The organism is Bacillus sp. LUNF1, assembly GCF_011008975.1.
Lineage (GTDB): Bacteria > Bacillota > Bacilli > Bacillales > Bacillaceae > Bacillus > Bacillus velezensis.
Map to the genome: position 1 here is coordinate 705,304 of NZ_CP048876.1, position 23,728 is coordinate 729,031.

Here is a 23,728-nt window from a genome sequence, read left to right on the forward strand (position 1 = left end):
TATTTCTGTATTTAACAAGCCTCTCCAGTATAGAAAAAACCGTTATCGATCGTCAATCCGATGATTGATCCGTGACGGCGGATAATCGGCCGGTGAAAAGGGCAATGTAGTTGGAAGGAACGCATCAACGTGTTAGAAAGGGTGTTATTCATGAAGGAAACAGGTCCGATTCCGCAGCCGAAGACATTCGGCCCGCTCGGCAATCTTCCTTTGCTTGATAAAGACAAGCCTACAATGTCGCTTATCAAACTGGCAAACGAGCAGGGGCCTATTTTTCAGCTGCATACGCCGGCGGGCGCCATTATCGTCGTGTCCGGCCATGAACTGGTGAAAGAGGTTTGTGATGAAGAGCGGTTCGATAAAAGCATTGAAGGGGCTTTGGAGAAAGTCCGGGCGTTTTCCGGTGACGGGCTGTTTACAAGCTGGACGCATGAGCCTAACTGGCGAAAGGCGCATAATATTCTGATGCCGACCTTCAGCCAGCGCGCGATGAAAGATTATCATTCGATGATGACTGATATCGCGGTGCAGCTGATTCAAAAATGGGCTAGGCTGAACCCGGATGAGGCCGTTGATGTGCCTGCTGATATGACCCGCCTGACGCTCGATACGATCGGGCTTTGCGGCTTTAACTATCGGTTTAACAGTTATTACAGGGAAACGCCTCATCCGTTTATCAACAGCATGGTGCGCGCCCTTGATGAAGCGATGCACCAAATGCAGCGCCTTGATGTTCAGGATAAGCTTATGATCAGGACGAAGCGCCAATTTCATCATGACATTCAGGCGATGTTTTCGTTAGTTGACAGTATTATCGCAGAGCGCCGGTCAGGCGGCCGGGATGAAAAGGATCTGCTGGCCAGAATGCTGAATGTGGAAGACCCGGAAACGGGCGAAAAACTTGATGATGAAAATATCCGGTTTCAAATCATCACGTTTTTAATTGCCGGCCACGAAACGACCAGCGGCCTGCTTTCCTTTGCCATCTACTTTCTGCTGAAACATCCCCGTGTTTTGGAAAAAGCCTATGAAGAAGCCGATCGGGTTTTGACCGATCCCGTTCCTTCTTATAAACAAGTGCTGGAGCTTAGTTATATCCGAATGATTTTGCAGGAGTCATTGCGCTTATGGCCGACCGCGCCTGCGTTCAGCCTTTATGCGAAAGAGGATACGGTGATCGGCGGGAAATATCCGATCACGCCGAAAGACAGAATTTCCGTTTTAATTCCCCAGCTTCACCGTGATAAAGACGCATGGGGAGACAATGCGGAGGAATTTTATCCGGAGCGGTTTGAACATCCTGATCAAGTGCCTCACCATGCGTATAAGCCGTTTGGAAACGGTCAGAGGGCGTGTATCGGTATGCAGTTCGCCCTGCATGAAGCAACCCTTGTTCTGGGGATGATTCTGCAGCATTTTACCTTTATCGATCACACCGATTATGAGCTCGATATTAAACAGACACTAACGATCAAGCCCGGCGACTTTCATATCCGGGTGCGGCCGAGAAACAAAGAAGCCGTTGCGGCTGCTCTCCCGGCGGCTGAAAAAGCGGCGGAAGACGTCGAAAAAGAAAAACGGGAAACAAAAGGCGCATCCATTATCGGGCTTGATAACCGACCGCTTCTGATTCTGTACGGCTCAGATACGGAAACCGCAGAAGGCGTGGCGCGGGAGCTTGCCGATACTGCCGGGATGCATGGCGTCCGGACTGAAACGGCGCCTTTAAATGACCGGATCGGAAAACTGCCGAAAGAAGGAGCTCTCTTGATCATTACGTCCTCTTATAACGGAAAGCCTCCGAGCAACGCGGGACAATTCGTTCAATGGCTTGAAGAAGTCAAACCCGGGGAACTGGAAGGCGTCCGATATGCCGTCTTCGGCTGCGGTGATCATAACTGGGCGGCGACATATCAGGCTGTGCCGAGGCTTATTGATGAGAAGCTTGCCGAAAAAGGGGCGGAACGATTTTCCTCCCGAGGCGAAGGGGACGTCAGCGGCGATTTTGAAGGAAAGCTTGATGAATGGAAAAAAAGCATGTGGACGGACGCCATGAAGGCATTCGGTCTCAAGCTGAATGAAAATGCCGAAAAAGAGCGAAGTGCGCTGGGCCTTCAATTTGTCAGCGGGCTTGGCGGGTCTCCTTTGGCACAGACGTATGAAGCGGTTTACGCATCCGTTGCGGAAAACAGGGAACTTCAGGCGCCGGAAAGCGGCCGGAGCACAAGGCATATCGAAATCACTCTGCCGAAAGAGGCTGCCTATCATGAGGGGGATCATCTCGGCGTGCTGCCGGTAAACAGCAAAGAGCAGGTCAGCCGTGTTCTCCGCCGGTTCAATCTGAACGGGAATGATCAAGTGCTGCTGACGGCCAGCGGGCAGAGCGCGGCTCATCTCCCGCTTGATCGGCCGGTCAGGCTGCATGATCTTCTGAGCAGCTGTGTCGAATTGCAGGAAGCGGCATCAAGAGCTCAAATCCGGGAAATGGCCGCTTATACGGTCTGTCCGCCGCACAAACGGGAATTGGAAGATTTTCTTGAGGAGGGCGTCTATCAGGAGCAAATCTTAACATTGCGCGTCTCGATGCTCGATCTCCTTGAAAAATATGAAGCGTGTGAACTTCCGTTTGAGCGATTTCTGGAGCTTTTGCGTCCGCTGAAGCCGCGGTATTATTCGATTTCAAGTTCGCCTCGGAAAAATCCCGGTCAGGCTTCAATTACCGTCGGCGTCGTTCGCGGCCCCGCCCGGAGCGGTTTGGGTGAGTATCGCGGAGTCGCTTCGAATTATTTAGCGGACCGCGGCCCTGAGGATGGTATCGTGATGTTTGTCCGCACTCCGGAAACACGATTCCGGCTGCCGGAAGATCCGGAAAAACCGATTATTATGGTCGGTCCCGGCACAGGAGTCGCCCCGTTCCGCGGATTTCTGCAGGCCCGCGCGGCGTTAAAAAAAGAAGGAAAAGAGCTGGGGGAGGCTCATCTGTATTTCGGATGCAGAAACGATCATGATTTTATTTACCGTGACGAGCTTGAAGCTTATGAAAAAGACGGAATCGTGACGCTTCATACGGCTTTCTCCCGCAAAGAAGGCGTACCGAAAACGTATGTGCAGCACTTAATGGCGAAAGACGCCGGCGCTTTAATTTCCATCCTCAGCCGGGGAGGGCACCTCTACGTTTGCGGCGACGGCAGCAAAATGGCGCCCGATGTAGAGGCAACGCTGCAAAAAGCGTATCAGTCGGTCCACGAAACAGACGAACGGCAAGCGCAAGAATGGCTTTTGGACCTCCAGACAAAAGGCATTTACGCAAAAGATGTTTGGGCGGGGATTTGACCGATTTGATGAAAAGGACTGGATGACTCCAGTCCTTTTTTTACATCAGCCAAAAAAACCTTCAAGTTTTTCAGCCCCTTTGCATACAATAACTTCAGCCCGCCTGTTGGGCGGCTGTCTTTGATATTCATTTTTCGTTTTTAGAAGTTTGTGTTATTCTTATATTTGGTATCTCCTATTTTCAGACCGGGTCTGATACGGTACCTTTTAATGCCAGAAAAAAATGTGAAACGAAGAACGGATATCCTGCGTCTAATGGCTGGCGGGATAAGATGTTCAATGGGCATGACACGAATGATAAATATATCGTTTTTTTAAATGGTGTGTTTATGGGGCTGTGTGATGCTTTCGTTTTGCTCGGAAAGCAGGAATTGAAGCAAAAAGTAAGAATACAGATTTAAAGTGTTTAGGAAAGTAGAGGTTGCCATGAAGAAATTATTTTCTTACAGACTTAGTTTTTTTGTACTGGCTATTATTTTGTTTTGGGCCAAAACGTATTTAGCCTATCATGCTGAATTCAACCTTGGGGTGAAGGGTCCGACGCAGCAGTTTCTGCTTGTGATCAATCCGTTCTCAAGCGCCATTTTCTTTTTAGGACTGGCATTGTTTGCGAAAGGCCGCAAATCAGCGATTATCATGGTGATTATTGATTTCATCATGACGTTTATTTTGTATGCAAATATCCTATTCTATCGATTCTTCGATGATTTCTTGACATTCCCTAACTTAAAGCAATCCGGTAATGTCGGAAATATGGGAGACGGCATCTTCAGCATTATGTCCGGCCATGATATTTTATACTTTGTTGATATTATTATTTTAATCGCGCTTCTGGTGTGGAGACGTGAGCTGAAGGAATTCAAGCTGAAAAAACGGTATACGTCATTAATTATCGTGACGGGTATTGTTTTGTTCTTCGTGAACCTGGCGATTGCCGAAGAGGACCGCCCGGAGCTGCTGACAAGAACGTTTGACCGCAATTACATTGTAAAATACTTAGGCCTTTATAATTACACGATTTATGACGGCGTACAGACGGCGCAGACGGAATCACAGCGGGCATATGCCAGCAGCGATGACCTGACGAGCGTTGAAAACTACACATCGTCGCATTACGCGAAGCCGAACGCCGAGTATTTCGGCAAGGCCAAAGGCAAAAACATTATTAAGATTCACTTGGAAAGTTTCCAATCGTTTTTGATCAACTACAAACTTGACGGAAAAGAAGTCACGCCGTTCCTGAATAAACTCGCACGCGGCGGAGAGGACATGACGTACTTTGATAACTTTTTCCACCAAACGGGCCAAGGTAAAACATCTGACGCCGAGCTGATGATGGATAACAGCCTGTTCGGACTGCCTGAAGGGTCAGCCTTCGTGACAAAAGGGGAAAACACGTATCAATCGCTTCCTGCCATCCTTGACCAAAGTGAGGGCTATACAAGCGCCGTTTTACACGGTGACTACAAATCATTCTGGAACCGTGACCAGATTTACAAACATATCGGCTACGATAAATTCTTTGACGCCAGCACATACGATATGTCTGATGACAACCTTGTCAATATGGGTCTGAAGGATAAACCATTCTTCAAAGAATCCGTACCGAAGCTTCAATCGCTGAAACAGCCGTTCTACGCGCATTTGCTCACGCTGACGAACCATTATCCGTTTACGCTTGATGAAAAAGACGCAACGATCGAAAAAGCGAAAACGGGCGACGCGACTGTGGATGACTATTTCCAGACGGCGCGTTATCTCGACGAAGCGCTTGAACAGTTCTTTAAAGATCTGAAGGCATCCGGTTTATATGACAACTCGGTGATTATGCTTTACGGAGACCACTACGGAATCTCTGAAAACCATAACCGCGCGATGAAAGAAATTCTCGGCAAAGAAATTACGCCTTATCAAAACGCACAGAATCAGCGTGTGCCGCTTATGCTTCGCATCCCCGGCAAAAAAGGCGGGGTGAACCATACGTACGGCGGTGAAATGGACGTTGTGCCGACGATCCTTCACTTGGAAGGCATCGATTCTAAGAAATATATTAATTTCGGCACCGATCTCTTCTCGAAAGACCATGATGATACGGTGACGTTCCGTAACGGAGATTACGTCACGCCGAAATATACTTCCATCTCCAATGTCGTATACGATACGAAGACAGGAAAAGAACTGAAAGGCAATCAGGAAACGAAAAACCTGAAAGCCAGAGTCACAGAGCAGCTGAAGCTGTCTGACAGCGTGATGTACAAAGACTTGCTCAGATTCCACAAATTGAGCGACTTTACGCCGGTTGATCCGTCTAAATATCATTACGGCAAAGAAAAGCTGAATCAGGATAATAAATAATAGAAAGAGCCTTACGGAATTTCCGTGAGGCTCTTTTTTGTGTGTATCTTCACCAATCTGAAAAAAGAGAGAGCTTTTGGTCACAAAGGGCGCCAATCTCTCATATCTTACAGTAGATTTTGAAACCGGTGATAGAGAATCGGACAAATTATCGGGTTGGTTTCTCTTATACGGGCGGTTTCGAATCCAATATTCACAGAGAAGAGGGGTAGAGATGAAAGCAGTCATTCTCTGCGGCGGAAAAGGAACGAGAATGAGCGAAATCACCAATGAACGTCCCAAACCGCTCGCCATGATAGGCGGCAAACCGATTCTATGGCATATTATGAAACTCTATCAATACTATGGCGTGAACGAATTTATCCTGCTTCTTGGTTTCAAAGGAGAGATGATTAAGGAATATTTCTTAGATTATGACTGGAAGAATCACAGCATGACGCTGGACAGCTCTACCGGAGAAGTGCGGATATTGGGAAAATCCGAGCCGTGGAAAATCACTTTTTTAGACACGGGGGAACACACGCAGACAGCGGGGCGGCTTTTACAGGCGAAGGACATCATCGGTGATGAAACCTTTCTTATGACGTACGGGGACGGACTGGCGAACATCAACCTGTTTCATCTGATCAGCTATCATCAATCAAAAGGGGCTGCGGCAACCGTCACCGGTATAGAAAAGACCTCGCAATTCGGAACGCTGACGGTTGAAGACGGTATGGCGAAAAGCTTTTCTGAAAAAACCTCAAGTGACGGCATCATCAACGGCGGATTTTTCGTGCTCAGCCCGAAGGTATTTGATTATCTGCCGAAAGACAGAGACGTCATGTTTGAAGAAGAACCGCTGAAGGAGCTGGCGAAAGACGGCGAATTGGCGGTATACCGGCATTACGGTTTCTGGACGGCGATCGATACGTATAAAAATCTGCTGGAAATCAACAACATGTGGGACCGGGGACAACATGTATGGAAGGTATGGTGATCAAGTTTGAGTTTCTGGAAAAATAAAAATGTGTTTGTGACGGGATGTACAGGTCTTTTAGGAAGCTGCTTGGTGAAGGAACTGATCGATCAGGGGGCCAATGTGACGGGACTTGTCCGTGACACTGTGCCCAAGTCGAACCTGTATCAGGGAGAACAAGTGAAGCAAATGAATATCGTGCAGGGCGCGCTTGAGGATCTGGATGTGATTGAGCGGGCGCTGGGCGAATATGAAATTGACACGGTCTTTCATTTAGCCGCTCAGGCGATCGTCGGCGTCGCAAACCGCAATCCGATTTCCACATTTGAAGCCAATATTCTCGGCACATGGAACATCCTTGAAGCGTGCCGCAGGCATCCGCTCATCAAGCGGGTGATCGTCGCGTCCAGTGATAAAGCGTACGGCGACCAGCCGGCACTGCCGTACGATGAAAACATGCCTCTTCAGGGCAAACATCCGTATGACGTATCAAAAAGCTGTGCCGATTTGTTAAGCCACACATATTTTAATACGTACGGACTTCCGGTCTGTATTACGCGCTGCGGCAACTTGTACGGCGGCGGAGATTTGAACTTCAATCGGATTATTCCGCAGACGATTCAGCTCGTGCTGAACGGTGAAGCGCCGGAAATCCGCAGCGACGGCACATTTATCCGTGATTATTTTTACATCGAGGATGCGGTCGAGGCATACCTTTTGCTGGCGGAAAAGATGGAGGAGCTCAATCTTGCGGGGGAAGCGTTCAACTTCAGCAATGAGATTCAGCTGACGGTGCTGGAGCTTGTAGAAAAAATTCTTAAGGCCATGGACAGTGACCTTAAGCCGAAAGTGCTCAACCAGGGAAGCCATGAAATCAAGCACCAATATTTATCGGCGGAAAAGGCGAGGAAGCTTCTGAATTGGACACCCGCGCATACCATTGATGAAGGATTGGAAAAAACGATCGAATGGTATAAAGCCTTTTTTCAAAAGTAACAGAAACAGAGGTGAGAGAAAGACGTGACAAGCGCATATTGCACAGTTTTATCAAAAGGAAGGCTGTATCAGGCTATCGCTTTGTTCGGCTCATTGAAAGCGGTTCAGGCGGACGCCCCCATTTTTACTTTGTGTATGGATCAAGACACCTATGACGTGCTTCAGGCAATGCGGCCGGATAATGTCACCTTGATTCAGGTGTCCGCACTGGAAAATGAGGAGCTCCTTGAACTGAAGCGGACGAGGGATCAAAGCGAATACTGCTGGACGGTGAAGCCGGTATTTCTCGAATTCGTGCTGGACGGACATCCGGTATTAGAGCGTGTCACTTACATTGATGCCGATTTGTTTTTCTTCGCTGATCCGCGCGCGATTTTTGACAATCAGCCGGATTGTTCGGTGCTTCTGTCACGGGGTGATATCGTCATTCCCTCATTTGAAAAACAGGAAATCGACATGCTGCAGCGTCTTTTAGGCCGGTATAATTCCGGTTTTCTCAGCTTCAAAACCGACAGTGCCGGCACAGATTGTCTCAGATGGTGGAAAGAACGCTGCCTTGAAGAATGCAAAAATGCGCCGGGCGAAGGAAAATTCGGAGATCAAGGCTACTTGGATTACATGTCCGGCCTGTTCCCGAATGTGTGTGACATCACCACGCCCGGCGTGAATATCGGACATTGGAATTACGGCCGCCACACATTTTCATGGAAGGACGGACGTCTTGTGCTTGAAGACGGAAGTCCGCTGATTTTCTATCATTTCAGCGGATACCGGATCATTACAGCCGGCGACATTCGGCAGATTCATGAGACGGACCGGACCGATCTGCCGTTTGTCCATCAGCTTTATCAGGACATTCTGAAGCGGGTGATCGGGACGGTCAGCGCCGTCTGCCCGGAGTTCAGCGGCTTTGCATCTGAGGATGATAACAAATAAATGATCATATACAGGAAGTGAACGAAAAGTGAAGGCAAGCGTCATTGTTCCCGCATATAATTCCAAGGAGAGGCTTTATAACAGCCTGCTGTCCCTGAATGAACAGGAATGCACAGAGCCGTTCGAAGTGATTGTGGCTGACAACGGTTCGGAAGACGGAACCTTATCCATGCTGGAATCATTCAGCGCGAATTTTCCGCTGATTTTTGTGAGAATTAAAGAAAACAGAGGAATCGCTTACGGCCGGAATCAGGCGGTCCGCAATGCCAGAGGCGATATTTTGATCTTCCATGACAGCGATATGCTTGCTGAAAAAGATTTGGTGGCGAAGCATATCAAGGCTCATGAGAACCGGGACGATCTTGTCGTATGCGGTATGTTCTGGAAGCGGATTTACAGCTTTTATTATGACCGTTTTGAAAAAGAGCATAAGGAAAAACTCGCCGAACTGTATGAAGAGCTGCCGGGCGATAAAGAGCCGCTCCTTGATGAAAGTGACATCAGAGACGGAAGTTTTCTTGACCAATGCTTTGATTTAGATACCGACTTTATCCGTGTGCTGAAAAGCATTTTGGAAAAATACGGAGATGATTTGAACGGCTACCGTCTGCCGTGGCGTTTTTTCATTACGAACAATTCGTCAGTCAAGAGAAAGCACGTGGCAGATCTCGGCCTGTTTGATGAGGGCATCGTCAGATACGGTTTTGAAGATTATGATCTCGGCATCAGGCTTCATCAGTCGGGAATGAGATTTCAGCTGCGGCGCGATATCATGAGCGTCCATCAGGAGCATCCGAGCAACTGCGCTTCCGTTGATGACATCAGGGCGAATATCGCGTACATGTGCGACAAGTACAATGACATTCATTCGCTTGACGTGCACCTCGCGTTTAACGGCCCGTTTGACGCGGAGTTAACCAACAGCATGATGGCAGACATCGAAGTGCTGCTTGATTATGAGAAATATGAAAGCCTGCTGCACATTTTTCTCGAGCTGCTGCACGCGGTTAAAGACCGCAACCTCGACCCGGACTGGAAGACGAAAAGCCCGCGTATCACGGCGAACAGCTTCAATCTGCCGGAGGTCGGAAAGCTTTTGGCAAAAGCGGAAAAAAAGCTGGGCGTCACGCACTTTGCAAGGGCGTTCAAAGCGCTGGCTGCTGATTTACTGCATGTGGATCTTAAATAAATTGGATGTGATATGGTGAGTAAATATCATTTTTCAACCATTGTTTCCAGAACGCATATCTTTAAACTGATGCCGATGATTCATTCTCTCCATGAGCATTGCCGGGATTTTCATCTGTATGTGCTGTGTGTCGATCAGAAAGCGTACGAACTGCTTCAGCAGGTGCCGTGGGAACATGTCACGGCGGTTCAGCTCCATGAAATGGAGGACCCGGAGCTGCTTGAAGCAAAGGGCGGCCGGACGTTTCATGAATATTGCTGGACGCTGAAGCCGGCATTTCTGTTCCATGTGATGACAGAGTATGATGAAGCCGAATATTTTGCCCACTTGGACACCGATCTCTTTTTCTTCTCAGATGCGGGCGAGCTGTTTGCGGAAAAGCCGGATGCTTCCCTTTTTCTGACGGATCACCGCAATTCAGAACGGTTTGCGTCTTATTACAAGCTGACGGGGCAGTACAACACCGGGTTTGTCGGCGCGCGGAATACCGGGGAAGCGTATCGGGCGGTCTGGCAGTGGAGACAGGATTGCATCTCCTATTGTACGGTGGAGATGAATGAAGAAAAAAAGACATACGGTGACCAAAGGTATGTTGAAAAGTGGCCCGCGCAGTTTGAAGACGTTCATGTCACGGAGTCGATCGGCGCGAATGCGGCGCTGTGGAATATTGAGCAATATGACGTCAGCCTGCGCGACGGGGCTGTATATGTCAATGACACCCCGCTGATGTTTTATCATTTTTCAGGCTTTACGCTCGTCACGGAGAACGAATTCAATCTGTGCTGGTACTATCACATTGATGACGAGGCGACAGTCAATATGATTTACGTGCCGTACATCAAAAACGTAAAAAAATGGATTGATGAAATTCAAAAAGCGTTTCCTGATTTCAGAGACGGGTTTATTCCGAAATATGCGGTTCCTGACACTCATTTTTATACGGTTGAAACATAAAATCCCTGCCGAAAAGGCAGGGATTATTTTTATGAATGCCATTCTTTTAATGTTTTGTCGCTCGGCAGGACAAAGGCGAGCAGACCTAAAACGGGCAGAAAGGCGACGGCTGTCATGGTCGGCGTCAATCCTGCTGAATCAATAAGAGCTCCGAGCGCAACGGCTCCGATCGCGCCCATTCCGAAGGCGAGCCCGACCGTAAGCCCTGACATTGTTCCGATTTTGCCGGGAACAAGCTCCTGCGCGTAGACAACCGTCACGGAGAAGCTGGACATCAGAACAACACCGATCAGCGCCAGTACGCCATAGGCGATGACAGGCCCCGCAAACGGAAGAAAAATCGTCAATGGAGCCGATGCTATCATCGAAACGATGATGACGTTCCGCTTTCCGAAACGATCTGCAAGCGGCCCGCCGAGAAACGTTCCGACAGCTCCGAAAAATAAAAAGACGAAGATGTAGCTCTGTGCCTGCTGAATGCTGACATGATAGGCATTCATCGCATAGAACGTATAAAAGTTGCCGATCGCGCTCACATACCAGGAGCGCGCGAAAATTAAGAAGATAATCATGATAAGGGCGAGAATAATCGGTTTTGTAATCACGGTCTGCACAGCGGAGGCCGGTGATTTTTTACTTACGGCGCGCAAATGAATCAGGCGGCCTTTATACCATTTGGCGATATAAATGAGAAACAGCACAGCGACTGCGGCGACAAGCGTAAACCAGACAGAGCCGAATTGACCGAGCGGAACGAGAATCAGCGCGGTAATCAAGGGTGCCATCGCCTGGCCGGTATTCCCTCCGACTTGGTAAATCGATTGCGCCAAGCCGCGCTTTTCGCCAGCGGCCATGTAGGCGACACGCGATCCTTCAGGATGAAAGACGGCGGAGCCAAGGCCGATAAAAAAGACACAGCATAAAATCGTCAGAAAAGACGGGGCGAACGCGAGACCTAAAATGCCGAGCATGCTTGCGGTGAGTCCGAGCGGCAAAGCATACGGCATCGGGCGTTTATCTGTATACCAGCCGATGACGGGCTGCATCACGGAAGACACCATATTCAGCGTAAAGGCGATCATTCCGAGCTGCGTAAATGTAAGATTCATGGAACGTTCCAAAATCGGAAACATCGCCGGAATCACCGCTTGCAGTGAATCGTTCAGCAGATGACAGATCCCGATAATGAACAAAATAGAATACATGGTTGTCTCGGGACGATGGACAGGTTTTTCTTTAAGCGGGGCGGCAATTGCCAAAGTGATTCTCCTCCTTTTTATGTAAACGAAGCATACACCATATTATTCATAAGGTGAATGAATTATCAAGTGCAAAAAAGGCTCTTCTTTCTCAAACAGAAAAAAGAGCCTCCCTTTTTATTTATTTAACAAACTGTGTTTTCTCGAATACATCATATAAACGACGATCCCGGCGGCGATCCAGATGACAAAGGCGAGCCATGTCACGCCCGGCAGGCTGCTTGCGAGATACAGGCATAAGCATGCGCTGATGATCGGCACAAAAGGCACGAAAGGAACACGGAAGGAAGATTTGATCTCCGGATGTTTCTTTCTTAAAACGATGACGGCGATCGCAATGACCGTAAAGGCCGCCAAGGTTCCCATATTGACGAGATGCGCCAAGGTTCCCAGATCAATAAAACCCGCGATCCCGGCAGCAGCGATCCCCGTCACCCATGTGTTTTGAAACGGTGTTTTAAAACGCGGGTGAACCTTGGAAAACATGCGTGGCAAAAGGCCGTCTCTGCTCATCGCAAATGTAAGGCGCACCTGAGCGTAAAGCAGAGCGAGCATCACCGTTGTAATCCCGATAATCGCGCCGACGGAAATAATGCCTGCTATCTTGTTCTGGCCGACAAATTGGAGTGCGAAAGATACCGGATCTCCGACATTCAGCTTGGTGTACGAAAGCATTCCCGTCAGGACGAGCGATACCGTAATGTAAAGGATGGTGCAGATGGCGAGCGCGCCGATGATTCCGACCGGCATTGATTTCTGCGGGTTTTTCACTTCTTCCGACGCGTTTGACACGGCATCAAATCCGAGATACGCGAAGAAAACGGTCGCGGCGCTCGTGATGACGCCTTTCATTCCGAACGGCATAAACGGCGACCAGTTTTCCGGTTTCACGTAGCCGAAACCGACGATGATAAACAGCAGAATGATCGCAATTTTCATCAATACAATGACATTGTTAAAGCGGGTGCTTTCTTTCACGCCCCTTGAAACAATCGCGGTAATGACCAAAATAATGATAACGGCCGGCAGGTTGAACACGGCACCCGTTTTGCTGCCGGGTGCGGCGGTCAGCGCCTCCGGAAGATGCAGCCCGAAGCCTGCAAGAAGCGACTGGAAATAGGATGACCAGCCGGTTGCGACGGCGGCGAGCGCGATGACATATTCAAGCATTAAGTCCCATCCGATTAAAAACGCGAGACACTCCCCGAGAGTGACATATGAATACGTATATACGCTGCCTGAAATCGGAATGGATGAAGAAAATTCCGCATAACAAAACGCGGCGAGCGCGCAGGCAAGGCCCGCGAGCACAAACGACAGAATCAAAGCCGGTCCTGCGCCTGTCGCGGCCACAGTCCCGGTAATCACAAAAATCCCCGTGCCGACAACACAGCCGATTCCGAGCAAAACCAAGTCAAAAGCGCTTAACGAGCGGGACAGGCTGGTCTGTTTGCTCTGGGCCTTTAAGTCGGCCAGCGGCTTTTTCCGAAATAGTAAAGACATATGGGTCCTCCTGAAAATTCATAATATTCTTATCATTATATACACTGACGTTTGTATTATATTGTCGAAATTTCTCGCAGTCAATTAAAGAATTTTCCACTTTAAAAGGACAAAGCTAAAAAGCGTCGATGCGCGGAAGGAACGGGAATTTTATTGTGAAATAGTTCAATTTTCTCACCTTAAGACCGATACAAAAGATGACTCATCAACTAATTTCAAGTTTCGGTGAAAGGGAGATGTTTACATGTTTCAATATGAAGAACTAAATAAGCAGTTTATCGGCGGCCGATGGAGGGATGGAAGCAGCCGGAACGTATTGGAAAACAGAAATCCTTATACTCAAAAAGTCATCACCTCATTCCAAAAAGCGACGTCTGATGATGTGGATGCGGCATATCGCGCCGCGGCTCTTGCGAAACAAGAATGGGACAAAGTAAACCCTTTTAAAAAGCGGGCCATTTTGGAAAACGCCGTTTCTTTCATTGAAGAGCACGAAGAAGCGATTATTTACTTAATCATGGAGGAGCTTGGCGGAACACGGCTGAAGGCTGAGTTTGAAATCGGACTTGTCAAAAATATGATAAAAGAAGCCGCAACATTTCCGGTGCGGATGGAAGGGAAAATTCTCCCGTCCACGATTGACGGAAAAGAAAACAGACTGTACAGAATACCCGCCGGAGTCGTGGGGGTGATCAGCCCGTTTAATTTCCCGTTTTTCCTTTCGATGAAATCTGTTGCGCCGGCACTCGGCGCGGGGAACGGCGTCGTGCTGAAGCCTCATGAAGAAACACCGATCTGCGGCGGAACGCTTATCGCGAAAATTTTTGAAGCGGCCGGCGTACCGGACGGGCTGCTCAATGTTATCGTGACAGATATCGGGGAGATCGGCGACAGCTTTGTTGAGCATCCCGTGCCGCGGATTATCTCATTTACAGGCTCAACCGGAGTGGGCAGCTATATCGGACAGCTTGCAGTCAAACACTTTAAAAAACCGCTGTTGGAGCTTGGCGGAAACAGCGCGCTGATCGTGCTTGAGGATGCTGATCTTGAATACGCCGTCAATGCGGCCGTATTCAGCCGGTTTACGCATCAAGGCCAGATCTGTATGTCGGCGAACCGCGTGCTCGTTCACACATCTGTATATGACAAATTTACAGAGCTTTACGAAGCGAAAGTGTCATCGCTGAAAGTCGGCGATCCGATGGACCCTGATACGGTTATCGGTCCTTTAATCAATGAGAGGCAGGCGGAAGGTCTGAGACGGTCTGTCGTAAAAGCGATAGAAGAGGGAGCGGTTCCGGTGCTGTCCGGCCGATTCAGCGGAACGGTCGCTGAGCCCGTCATTTTAAAAGATGTGAAACCTGAGATGAGCATCGCGAAGGAGGAGCTGTTCGGACCGGCCGTCTGCATCATGCCGTTTGAAACGGAGGATGAAGCGGTAAGCATCGCAAACGCGACACCGTTCGGTTTAAGCGGAGCCGTGCATACGGCAAACGTTGAGCGCGGCGTTGAGTTTGCTAAGCGGATCGAAACCGGCATGATTCACGTCAACGATACGACCATTAATGATGAACCGAACGTCGCGTTCGGCGGCGAGAAACAATCAGGTCTCGGCAGGCTGAACGGCGAATGGAGCCTTGAAGAATTCACCACGCTGAAATGGATTTCGGTTCAGCATGAAAAACGGCAATTCCCATATTAAGAAGGAGTGAAAGAAATGAGTATACAGACGGAGCAGCAAACGCACAGCCTGCTTGACGCTTTTGTCAAAGTTGCGCCTTTTTTAAACAGCCTGATCCAAGATGACATCACCATCGGAATTTATGATACAGAAAAATTAATCGTGAATATTCCGGCTAAAACGTTTTCTCTTAATGTAAAGCCGGGAGACCCGCTGCAAAAAGGGGACATCATTACAGACGCGATCCGCATGAATCAGAAGAAGACAAGCATGGTGCCGAAAGAGCTGTTCGGATTTCCGCTGATCGCCAGAGCGATTCCGCTTCACGATGAAAACGGAAAAGTCATCGGCGGCGTCGGTCTCGGCACCAGCCTTGAAAAATCAGCCAAGCTTCACGATGTCGCTGAAAGCCTGTCCGCCGTCGTGGAACAGACCGCTTCGGCCATCGCGGATATCTCAGAATCCATCAGCGGTTTCTCAGCACAGATGACCGGGATTTCCACTCAGGCGAAACAAGTCAGTGAAAGCGCGGGAGAAATCGCCGACATTTCCGTCACTGTCAAGGGCATCTCGGATCAAAGCAATCTGCTCGGTTTGAATGCGGCCATTGAAGCCGCGAGAGCAGGAGAATCCGGCAAGGGCTTTTCCGTGGTGGCGGATGAGATCCGCAAGCTTGCCACTCATTCAAAAGACAACGTCGGCCAAATTGACCAGATTACGAAAAAAATCCACAGCCTGCTGAAAGGGCTGGAGGACTCTATTGAATCCATCAACCAGAACACAAACGGCCAAGCGGCGGCGGTTGAACAAATTTCTGCAACGATGCAGGAAATTTCGGGAAGCGCCCAGCATTTAGCGAAAATGGCTGAAAACGTACTCGGAGAATCATAAAAAAAGGGAGCTTACGGGCTCCTTTTTTGTTTTCCCTTTATCAATCGGAAACTGCACTTACACGTTTGATCCGTCATGCTCAGGGGTACACATACGAATACATCACCAATGATAAAGGAGAGTCTTGTATGTCTGATGCAAATCTGCACAACCCGCTGACGAAATATGATCATGATGAATTTCCAAAACAATATCAAGAACCGCCCGGTTTGCAAAAAGAGATGAAGCCTGTGCCGGACTGCGGTGAAACAAGCTATAAAGGAGCCGGCAAGCTGAAGGGAAGAAAAGCCCTCGTCACCGGCGGCGATTCAGGTATCGGCCGGGCCGCCGCGATTGCTTATGCCCGGGAAGGGGCGGATGTGGCGATTAACTATCTGCCTGAGGAACAGCCGGATGCCGAAGAAGTGAAAGCGTTAATTGAAAAAGAGGGAAGAAAAGCCGTTCTGCTGCCGGGAGATTTAAGCGATGAAGCGTTTTGCGGAGAATTGGCGGAAAAAGCGTATCAAGAGCTTGGCGGTCTTGACACGCTCGCTCTTGTCGCCGGCAAACAGCAGGCAGTGGATGACATCAGCAATCTTGCCACAGAACAAATCTATCAAACATTTGAAGTCAACGTATTCTCGCTGTATTGGCTCGTCAAAGCCGCGCTTCCGTATCTGCCGGAAGGCGCGTCTATTATCACGACAACGTCCGTAGAAGGGTATAATCCAAGCCCGATGCTGTTGGATTATGCCGCGACGAAACATGCCATTATCGGTTTTACCGTCGGCTTAGGAAAGCAGCTGGCGAATAAAGGAATCAGAGTCAACTCGGTAGCGCCGGGGCCGATCTGGACGCCGCTGCAGATTTCGGGAGGACAGCCCGGTGAAAACATTCCGAAATTCGGCAAGGAAACACCGGCCGTCCCATTAAAGCGTGCCGGACAGCCGGCGGAGCTTGCAGGGATTTATGTCTTTTTGGCCTCAGAAGAATCGAGCTATGTGACATCCCAAATTTACAGTGTAAGCGGAGGAATTCCGACAGCGTAATCAATAAGGAGCTGCCCTACATACGGGGGCAGCTCTTTTTTTTGATGTTATGTGCCGAGCACGTTTTGATTATACAGGACACTCGGGTGTGACGGATGATAGGAGGCGGCTTTGTCGTTATGAATCTTCGCTTTTTCTCTGTCGCCGAGCTGCCAGTGGCAGACGCAGAGCTGCAGATGGGGATACCAGGTGGAATATTCGAGCTGGGTAAAGCCTGCATCACTGCTTTTGGCGGATAAGGCGAGCTCATACCAAAACACGCCCTGCCGGTATTGCCGTTTCTCCGCAAAATAGTCGCCGAGCCTGCAGCAGAACTCCGGCCGCGGACAATCGATCAGAAATGATTTTAAGAGAGACGTCATGGCGGCCTCTTCATGGCCGACCGCCCTGTAGCAATCGGATAGATATTGGCACGTTCTGATCTCGTCTTCGATCCAGCACTGTTTTGTGGAAAGAAAATGGTGATAATACGTGATGGCGCGCTGATACTGGCCGTGATCCTTTAATTCATTCGCGAAGTAAAACAAATCGCGCGGTGTCATCGTTTCACTGTTTTCCGCCATTTTCTCATAAATCTTCAAGTTGCGGTCTGAGGGAGGCGAGTGCTTTTTCTCGGATTTCCGGTGTGTGACGGCAATATCGGTTTCTATGATGTTTCCGTATACTTCAAGATACTCATGCACGGCTCCGATCCAGCGGAACCCTTTTTCACGCTTGACGAGTCGGTTGCGGCGGTATCTGAAGCTGACCTCTCCCCGAGCATCAAAGCCGACGTGATAATACATGGATACCGCGTCCACCTCTTTTGAAAGCGACGCCTTCAGTTCAATCAGCTTTTCACGGTCCTTTTCCGTCAGTATATCGTCGGCGTCCAGCCACAGAATATAATCCATTTCCGCTTTCGAAAACACAAAATTACGGGCGGCCGCAAAGTGATCGATCCATTCAAAATCATAAATCTTATCCGTATAACGGGCCGCGATTTCTTTCGTCCGGTCGGTCGAGCCCGTATCAGCAATCACAATCTCATCCGCAATGTCTTTGACGGAATCAAGACAGCCCGCAAGCACTTCCTCTTCATTTTTCACGATAACGCACAAACTGACGCTGATCATGTCATCACCTCTTCACCTCCAGTGTATAAAAGGAGAGGCGGAAACATTCTTCGGACAAAATGATCTCTTCCAAGAAATTTGTCTGTCCTTTTACTAGTTTTATTCCAGCGCCTGATTTAAAATGAACACATGAACTTACGTGAGGATTGATAGGGACCATGAGCATCATAAAAGCGGAAAACCTTTATAAAACATACGGAGATAAGACATTATTCGACCATATCTCCTTTCATATTGAAGAGAATGAAAGAATCGGTTTAATCGGCCCGAACGGAACGGGGAAGTCTACGCTTCTGAAAACCATTGCCGGCCTTGAATCAACGGAGGAAGGCGAGATTACGGCTTCAGGAAGCGTGCATATTGAGTTTTTGCATCAGGACCCTGAGCTTCCGGCCGGACAAACCGTACTTGAGCATATTTATTCCGGCGGATCAGCCGTCATGAGAACGATGAGAGAATACGAAAAAGCGCTTCAGGCGCTGAATGAAGAACCGGAAAATGACCAGCGCCAGAAACAGCTGCTTGATGCGCAGGCCCGAATGGACGTGAATGATGCGTGGGAGGCGAATACGTTAGCCAAAACGGTTTTAACCAAACTTGGCGTCACCGATCTGATGAAGGATGTCAGCGAGCTGTCCGGCGGCCAGAGAAAGCGCGTCGCGATTGCGAAAAACGTCATCCAGCCGGCTGACCTGCTCATTTTGGATGAACCGACAAACCACTTGGACAATGAAACGATTGAATGGCTGGAAGGCTACTTATCGCAATATCCGGGCGCCGTTATGCTTGTCACGCACGACAGATATTTTCTGAACAGGGTGACGAACAGAATTTACGAGCTTGAGAGAGGCAGCCTTTATACGTATAAAGGAAACTATGAAGTATTCTTGGAAAAACGGGCCGAACGGGAAGCGCTGGCGGAGCAGAAAGAAACAAAACGTCAAAACCTCCTGCGCCGCGAATTGGCGTGGCTCAGAAGAGGGGCGAAAGCGCGCTCGACGAAACAAAAAGCGAGAGTGGACAGAGCGGAGGCGCTCAAGGAGCAAAAAGGGCCGGCAGTCTCCGGATCACTCGATTTCGCGATCGGCTCACACCGTCTCGGAAAACAGGTGATCGAAGCCGATAACGTCACCATTACCTATAACGGCCAAGCGCTGATCAGCCGGTTTAATGAGCTTGTCATCCCGGGGGAACGAATCGGCATCATCGGGCCGAACGGAATCGGAAAAACGACACTTTTAAACAGCCTCGCCGGCAGAATTCAGCCTGACAGCGGCAATATCACCATCGGGCAGACGGTCCGGATCGGCTACTACACCCAGGACCACAGCGAAATGAACGGCGATATGAAAGTCATTGAATATATAAAAGAGACGGCTGAAATCGTCAAAACGGCGGAAGGCGATGTCATCACCGCGGAACAAATGCTTGAGCGTTTTCTGTTCCCGCGTCCGATGCAGCAGACGTATATCAGAAAGCTGTCGGGCGGGGAAAAGCGCCGTCTGTACTTGCTGAATGTACTGATGCAGGAACCGAATGTGCTGTTTTTAGATGAGCCGACCAATGATCTGGACACGGAAACATTAAGCGTGCTCGAAGATTATATCGAACAGTTCCCAGGCGTCGTCATCACCGTATCCCATGACCGCTATTTCCTTGACCGCGTCATTGACCGCCTGATCGTATTTGAAGGACAAGGTGTCATTTCCCGTTTCCAAGGTTCGTACAGTGAATACATGGAACACGCAAAAGCGAAGAAGACGGCGGTAAAACAGCCGGCCGAAGAGAAAAAGGCGGAAGAAGAGCCGAAGAAAAAGCGCAAAAAGCTTTCATATAAGGATCAGATCGAATGGGACGGCATCGAAGACAAAATCGCCGGCCTTGAAGAAAAGCATCAGCGTCTGGAAGCGGAAATCGCTGAAGCGGGAAGTGATTTCGGAAAGATTCAAGAACTGATGGCCGAACAGGCAAAAACGGCTGAAGAGCTTGAAGCGGCGATGGAGCGCTGGACCGAATTGTCACTGATGATTGAAGAACTTGAGAATTAAGAAAAGCCGGTACGGCCCCCGAGAAGATGGCGGGTCATACCGGTTTTTTTTATCTAACACAGATGTTTCCCGGCGCTTTAAAGACAAACGTTTTGTCCAAACCAAGTTTATCAGGCATAAAAAGTTTACGTTTACGTTAAGGTTCAAATGGTGTATAATAGAAACAGATACGACAAGAGGGGGATTCACCTTGGAATGGATGAAGATTGATCAAGTTGCCAAGCGAAGCGGATTGACAAAACGAACCATTCGTTTTTACGAGGAGATTGGTTTGATTCCTGCTCCTAAACGGACAGAAGGCGGCGTCCGGCTTTACTCTGAAGATGATATGGAGGAGCTCGAAAAAGTAACCAGCACAAAAGAAGTGCTCGGTTTTTCCCTTCAGGAGCTTCAGCAGTTTATGGAGATGAGCCGTCAGCTGGAATTAAACAAAGAGGGGTACTTGTTGTCACTGGATCCGAAGGAACGGAAAGAAAAGCTGGAAGAGATTCAGCACGCTTTGAACCACCAGCTTGAGATGATTGATGAGAAGATCAGCACATTTCAGCATTTTAAAACGCGCCTTAACGGAATGAAAGAAAAAGCTGAACGCGCCATTCAATCAATCGAATGATTTTGCTGTAAACGCTATGGATATAGCGTTTCTTTTAATGGATCAAATAGGAGGTCTGGTCAAATGGATACATCATCACAACAGAAAACAGGCTTATTCAGCCAGCCGAAAGCCGTTTGGGCGGTTGCGTTTGCCTGTGTGATTTCCTTTATGGGAATCGGTCTTGTCGATCCGATTCTTCCGGCGATCGCCGCACAATTACATGCTTCACCTAGTGAAGTATCTCTGCTATTTACAAGTTATTTGCTCGTTACCGGTTTTATGATGTTTTTCTCCGGCGCGATTTCAAGCCGGATCGGTGCAAAATGGACGCTGCTTCTCGGACTTATTTTTATCATCGTGTTTGCCGCCCTTGGCGGAAGCTCAAGTTCAATCGCTCAGCTTGTCGGCTATCGCGGCGGCTGGGGGCTTGGGAATGCTCTCTTTATTTCAACCGCGCTTGCCGTCATTGTCGGGGTATCTGTCGGCGGCAGCGCCAAAGCCATTATTCTGTATGAGGCCGCGCTCGGCTTGGGGATTTCCGTGGGGCCGCTTGCCGGCGGAGAGCTTGGCAGCATCTCATGGCGCGCTCCGTTCTTCGGAGTATCTGTCCTCATGTTCATAGCGCTTTGCGCGATTTCACTCATGCTGCCGAAGCTGCCGAAACCGGCGAAACGCGTCGGTGTGTTTGATGCGATGAAGGCGCTCAAATATAAAGGCCTTTTGACAATGGCAGTATCTGCATTCTTATACAACTTTGGATTTTTTATTTTGCTTGCTTATTCTCCGTTCGTGCTGGATTTAGATGAACACGGCCTTGGATACGTCTTCTTCGGCTGGGGGTTATTGCTGGCAATTACGTCAGTCTTTACGGCGCCGCTCTTGCACAAAGCGCTGGGAACAGTGCGTTCGCTCGTCGTTCTCTTTATCGCCTTTGCGGTCATTCTCATCGTCATGGGGATCTGGACTGACCATCAGACGTTGATCATTACGTGTATCGTTGTCGCCGGTGCTGTTCTCGGTATGGTGAATACGATCATGACAACCGCTGTGATGGGTTCTGCGCCGGTTGAACGTTCAATCGCGTCTTCAGCCTACAGCTCAGTCCGTTTTATCGGCGGTGCGCTCGCTCCGTGGATTGCGGGAATGCTGTCAGAACACTTCACCGCAAGCACTCCATATACAGTAGGCGGGATCGTCGTTTTTGTCGGCATGCTTGTCCTTCTCATGGGACGCAAACATCTCGCCGGAATAAAAGCCGGACATTAAGAAAAAAAGGAACTTCCGCATGGGCGGGAGTTCCTTTTTGTGTTTACAGCACTTTCGTCGTCCAAGATTCACAATTCCATGTTTCCGTTGCGATATCCATGTAGAACTCGGGTTCGTGGGAAATCAGCAGAATGGAGCCTTTGTATTCTTTCAGCGCGCGTTTCAGCTCTTCTTTCGCATCGACATCCAGGTGGTTTGTCGGTTCGTCAAGCACGAGCAGGTTTGTTTCTGAATTGATCAGCTTGCACAATCTGACCTTCGCTTTTTCTCCTCCGCTGAGAACGGAGACGCGGCTTTCAATGTGTTTGGTCGTCAGGCCGCATTTGGCGAGGGCGGCGCGGATTTCGTACTGGGTAAAGGAAGGAAATTCGCTCCACACTTCTTCGATGCACGTATTGTTATTGGTTTCTTTCACTTCCTGCTCGAAATAGCCCGTGTATTGATGCTCGCCCCGTTCCACCGTGCCTTCCAGCGGCTGGATTTCACCGAGCAGGCTTTTTAACAGCGTCGTTTTCCCGATGCCGTTTGCGCCGTACAGGGCGACTTTCTGCCCGCGCTCCATTCTGAGATTGAGCGGGCGTGACAGCGGAGTATCGTAGCCGATGACTAAGTCCTTCGTTTCAAAAATGAGCTTGCCTGACGTTCTCGCAGGCTTGAAATGGAATTCCGGTTTCGGTTTTTCGGCCGCCAGTTCGATCATATCCATCTTATCAAGCTTTTTCTGGCGGGACATCGCCATATTTCTCGTGCTGACCCGCGCTTTGTTGCGGGCGACGAAATCTTTCAGCTCAGCCACTTCCTGCTGCTGTTTTTTATAGGCGGCTTCGAGCTGCTGTTTTTTCACTTCGTATACTTCCATAAACTGATGGTAGTCGCCGACATAACGCGTCAGCTCCTGGTTTTCCACATGATAAATCAAATTGATCACGCTGTTTAAAAACGGAATGTCGTGAGAAATTAAGATGAACGCATTTTCATATTCCTGCAAATAGCGTTTTAGCCATTCAATATGCTGTTCATCAAGGTAGTTGGTCGGTTCGTCCAACAGAAGGATTTCCGGTTTTTCCAAAAGCAGTTTGGCGAGCAGCACTTTCGTCCGCTGTCCGCCGCTTAAATCTGTGACGTCGCGGTCAAGTCCGACATCCTGCAGGCCGAGGCCGCGGGCGATTTCTTCAACTTTGCTGTCAATCACGTAGAAATCATTGTTTGTCAGGGCGTCTTGAATGACACCGACATCTTCAAGCAGCTGCTCAAGCTCATCAGGGTCCGCTTCGCCCATTTTGTTGTAAATCTCATTCATTTCCTCTTCCATTGCAAATAAGTAATGGAACGCATCCTTCAGCACGTCGCGGATCGTTTTTCCTTTTTCAAGCACGGTATGCTGATCGAGGTAGCCGACACGCACGTTTTTCGCCCATTCAACCTTACCCTCATCAGGCTCAAGTTTTCCGGTAATAATATTCATAAACGTTGATTTACCTTCGCCGTTTGCTCCGATTAAGCCGACGTGTTCCCCTTTTAAAAGACGGAACGATACATTGTTAAAAAGCGCACGGTCACCGAAGCCGTGGCTTAAATCTTTTACGGATAAAATACTCATCATTACACCTCTATCGTTATC

General features: G+C 49.0%; 17 protein-coding genes. 13 read left to right on the top strand and 4 right to left on the bottom strand.

The window, feature by feature from the left end; translation table 11 throughout:
- The first annotated feature begins 150 nt into the window (after positions 1–150).
- The 7 genes from G4O42_RS03665 (at position 151) to G4O42_RS03695 (ending at position 10,721) form a co-directional block, all read left to right on the top strand.
- Complete coding sequence (locus tag G4O42_RS03665; protein WP_032872477.1) at positions 151–3,333, top strand: bifunctional cytochrome P450/NADPH--P450 reductase; 3,183 nt, start codon at positions 151–153, stop codon at positions 3,331–3,333.
- A 426-nt stretch (positions 3,334–3,759) separates the two neighbouring features.
- Positions 3,760–5,688, top strand: a complete 1,929-nt coding sequence (ltaS, locus tag G4O42_RS03670; protein WP_032872475.1) for a lipoteichoic acid synthase — start codon at positions 3,760–3,762, stop codon at positions 5,686–5,688.
- Positions 5,689–5,902: 214 nt separating this feature from the next.
- On the top strand, positions 5,903–6,667 hold the full coding sequence (rfbF, locus tag G4O42_RS03675; protein ID WP_032872473.1) for a glucose-1-phosphate cytidylyltransferase: 765 nt from the start codon (positions 5,903–5,905) through the stop codon (positions 6,665–6,667).
- Positions 6,668–6,673: 6 nt separating this feature from the next.
- Positions 6,674–7,642: a GDP-mannose 4,6-dehydratase gene (locus tag G4O42_RS03680; RefSeq protein WP_032872471.1), complete on the top strand. Its 969-nt coding sequence runs from the start codon at positions 6,674–6,676 to the stop codon at positions 7,640–7,642.
- 24 nt (positions 7,643–7,666) lie between these two features.
- Positions 7,667–8,578 (top strand): putative nucleotide-diphospho-sugar transferase, encoded by a 912-nt coding sequence (locus tag G4O42_RS03685; protein ID WP_032872469.1) that lies wholly within the window; start codon positions 7,667–7,669, stop codon positions 8,576–8,578.
- Positions 8,579–8,606: 28 nt separating this feature from the next.
- The gene (locus tag G4O42_RS03690) at positions 8,607–9,767 is read left to right on the top strand and encodes a glycosyltransferase family 2 protein (protein ID WP_032872467.1); all 1,161 of its coding nucleotides are present in this window, start codon (positions 8,607–8,609) and stop codon (positions 9,765–9,767) included.
- Between the two features lie 15 nt (positions 9,768–9,782).
- Positions 9,783–10,721, top strand: a complete 939-nt coding sequence (locus G4O42_RS03695) for a putative nucleotide-diphospho-sugar transferase (RefSeq protein ID WP_032872465.1) — start codon at positions 9,783–9,785, stop codon at positions 10,719–10,721.
- A gap of 29 nt (positions 10,722–10,750) precedes the next feature.
- On the opposite strand, the gene G4O42_RS03700 is transcribed toward G4O42_RS03695, so the two are convergent.
- Both G4O42_RS03700 and bcaP read right to left on the bottom strand, forming a co-directional pair.
- The gene (locus tag G4O42_RS03700; RefSeq protein ID WP_032872463.1) at positions 10,751–11,980 is read right to left on the bottom strand and encodes an MFS transporter; all 1,230 of its coding nucleotides are present in this window, start codon (positions 11,978–11,980) and stop codon (positions 10,751–10,753) included.
- Between the two features lie 117 nt (positions 11,981–12,097).
- Entirely contained in the window at positions 12,098–13,483 is a 1,386-nt protein-coding gene (bcaP, locus tag G4O42_RS03705; protein WP_032872461.1) for a branched-chain amino acid transporter BcaP, read from the bottom strand.
- Positions 13,484–13,727: 244 nt separating this feature from the next.
- On the opposite strand from bcaP, the gene yfmT reads away from it, so the two are divergent.
- The 3 genes from yfmT (at position 13,728) to G4O42_RS03720 (ending at position 17,083) form a co-directional block, all read left to right on the top strand.
- Positions 13,728–15,185 (top strand): benzaldehyde dehydrogenase, encoded by a 1,458-nt coding sequence (gene yfmT / locus G4O42_RS03710; protein ID WP_032872459.1) that lies wholly within the window; start codon positions 13,728–13,730, stop codon positions 15,183–15,185.
- Positions 15,186–15,650: 465 nt separating this feature from the next.
- Complete coding sequence (locus G4O42_RS20210) at positions 15,651–16,055, top strand: methyl-accepting chemotaxis protein (RefSeq protein ID WP_370466150.1); 405 nt, start codon at positions 15,651–15,653, stop codon at positions 16,053–16,055.
- Between the two features lie 128 nt (positions 16,056–16,183).
- Positions 16,184–17,083, top strand: a complete 900-nt coding sequence (locus G4O42_RS03720; protein ID WP_032872457.1) for an SDR family oxidoreductase — start codon at positions 16,184–16,186, stop codon at positions 17,081–17,083.
- 47 nt (positions 17,084–17,130) lie between these two features.
- Here G4O42_RS03720 and G4O42_RS03725 read toward each other — a convergent pair whose 3' ends face one another.
- Positions 17,131–18,198, bottom strand: a complete 1,068-nt coding sequence (locus G4O42_RS03725; protein ID WP_007609987.1) for a glycosyltransferase — start codon at positions 18,196–18,198, stop codon at positions 17,131–17,133.
- A 158-nt stretch (positions 18,199–18,356) separates the two neighbouring features.
- Between G4O42_RS03725 and G4O42_RS03730 the strand changes: the two genes are divergently transcribed.
- From G4O42_RS03730 to G4O42_RS03740, 3 genes are all read left to right on the top strand, one after another.
- The gene (locus G4O42_RS03730; protein WP_032872455.1) at positions 18,357–20,246 is read left to right on the top strand and encodes an ABC-F family ATP-binding cassette domain-containing protein; all 1,890 of its coding nucleotides are present in this window, start codon (positions 18,357–18,359) and stop codon (positions 20,244–20,246) included.
- Positions 20,247–20,436: 190 nt separating this feature from the next.
- Entirely contained in the window at positions 20,437–20,859 is a 423-nt protein-coding gene (locus tag G4O42_RS03735; protein ID WP_032872453.1) for a MerR family transcriptional regulator, read from the top strand.
- Positions 20,860–20,922: 63 nt separating this feature from the next.
- A complete protein-coding gene (locus G4O42_RS03740) occupies positions 20,923–22,107 on the top strand; it encodes an MFS transporter (RefSeq protein WP_032872451.1) in 1,185 nt (394 codons plus the stop codon).
- Between the two features lie 43 nt (positions 22,108–22,150).
- On the opposite strand, the gene G4O42_RS03745 is transcribed toward G4O42_RS03740, so the two are convergent.
- Positions 22,151–23,707, bottom strand: a complete 1,557-nt coding sequence (locus G4O42_RS03745; RefSeq protein WP_012117051.1) for an ABC-F family ATP-binding cassette domain-containing protein — start codon at positions 23,705–23,707, stop codon at positions 22,151–22,153.
- Between the last annotated feature and the right edge of the window lie 21 nt (positions 23,708–23,728).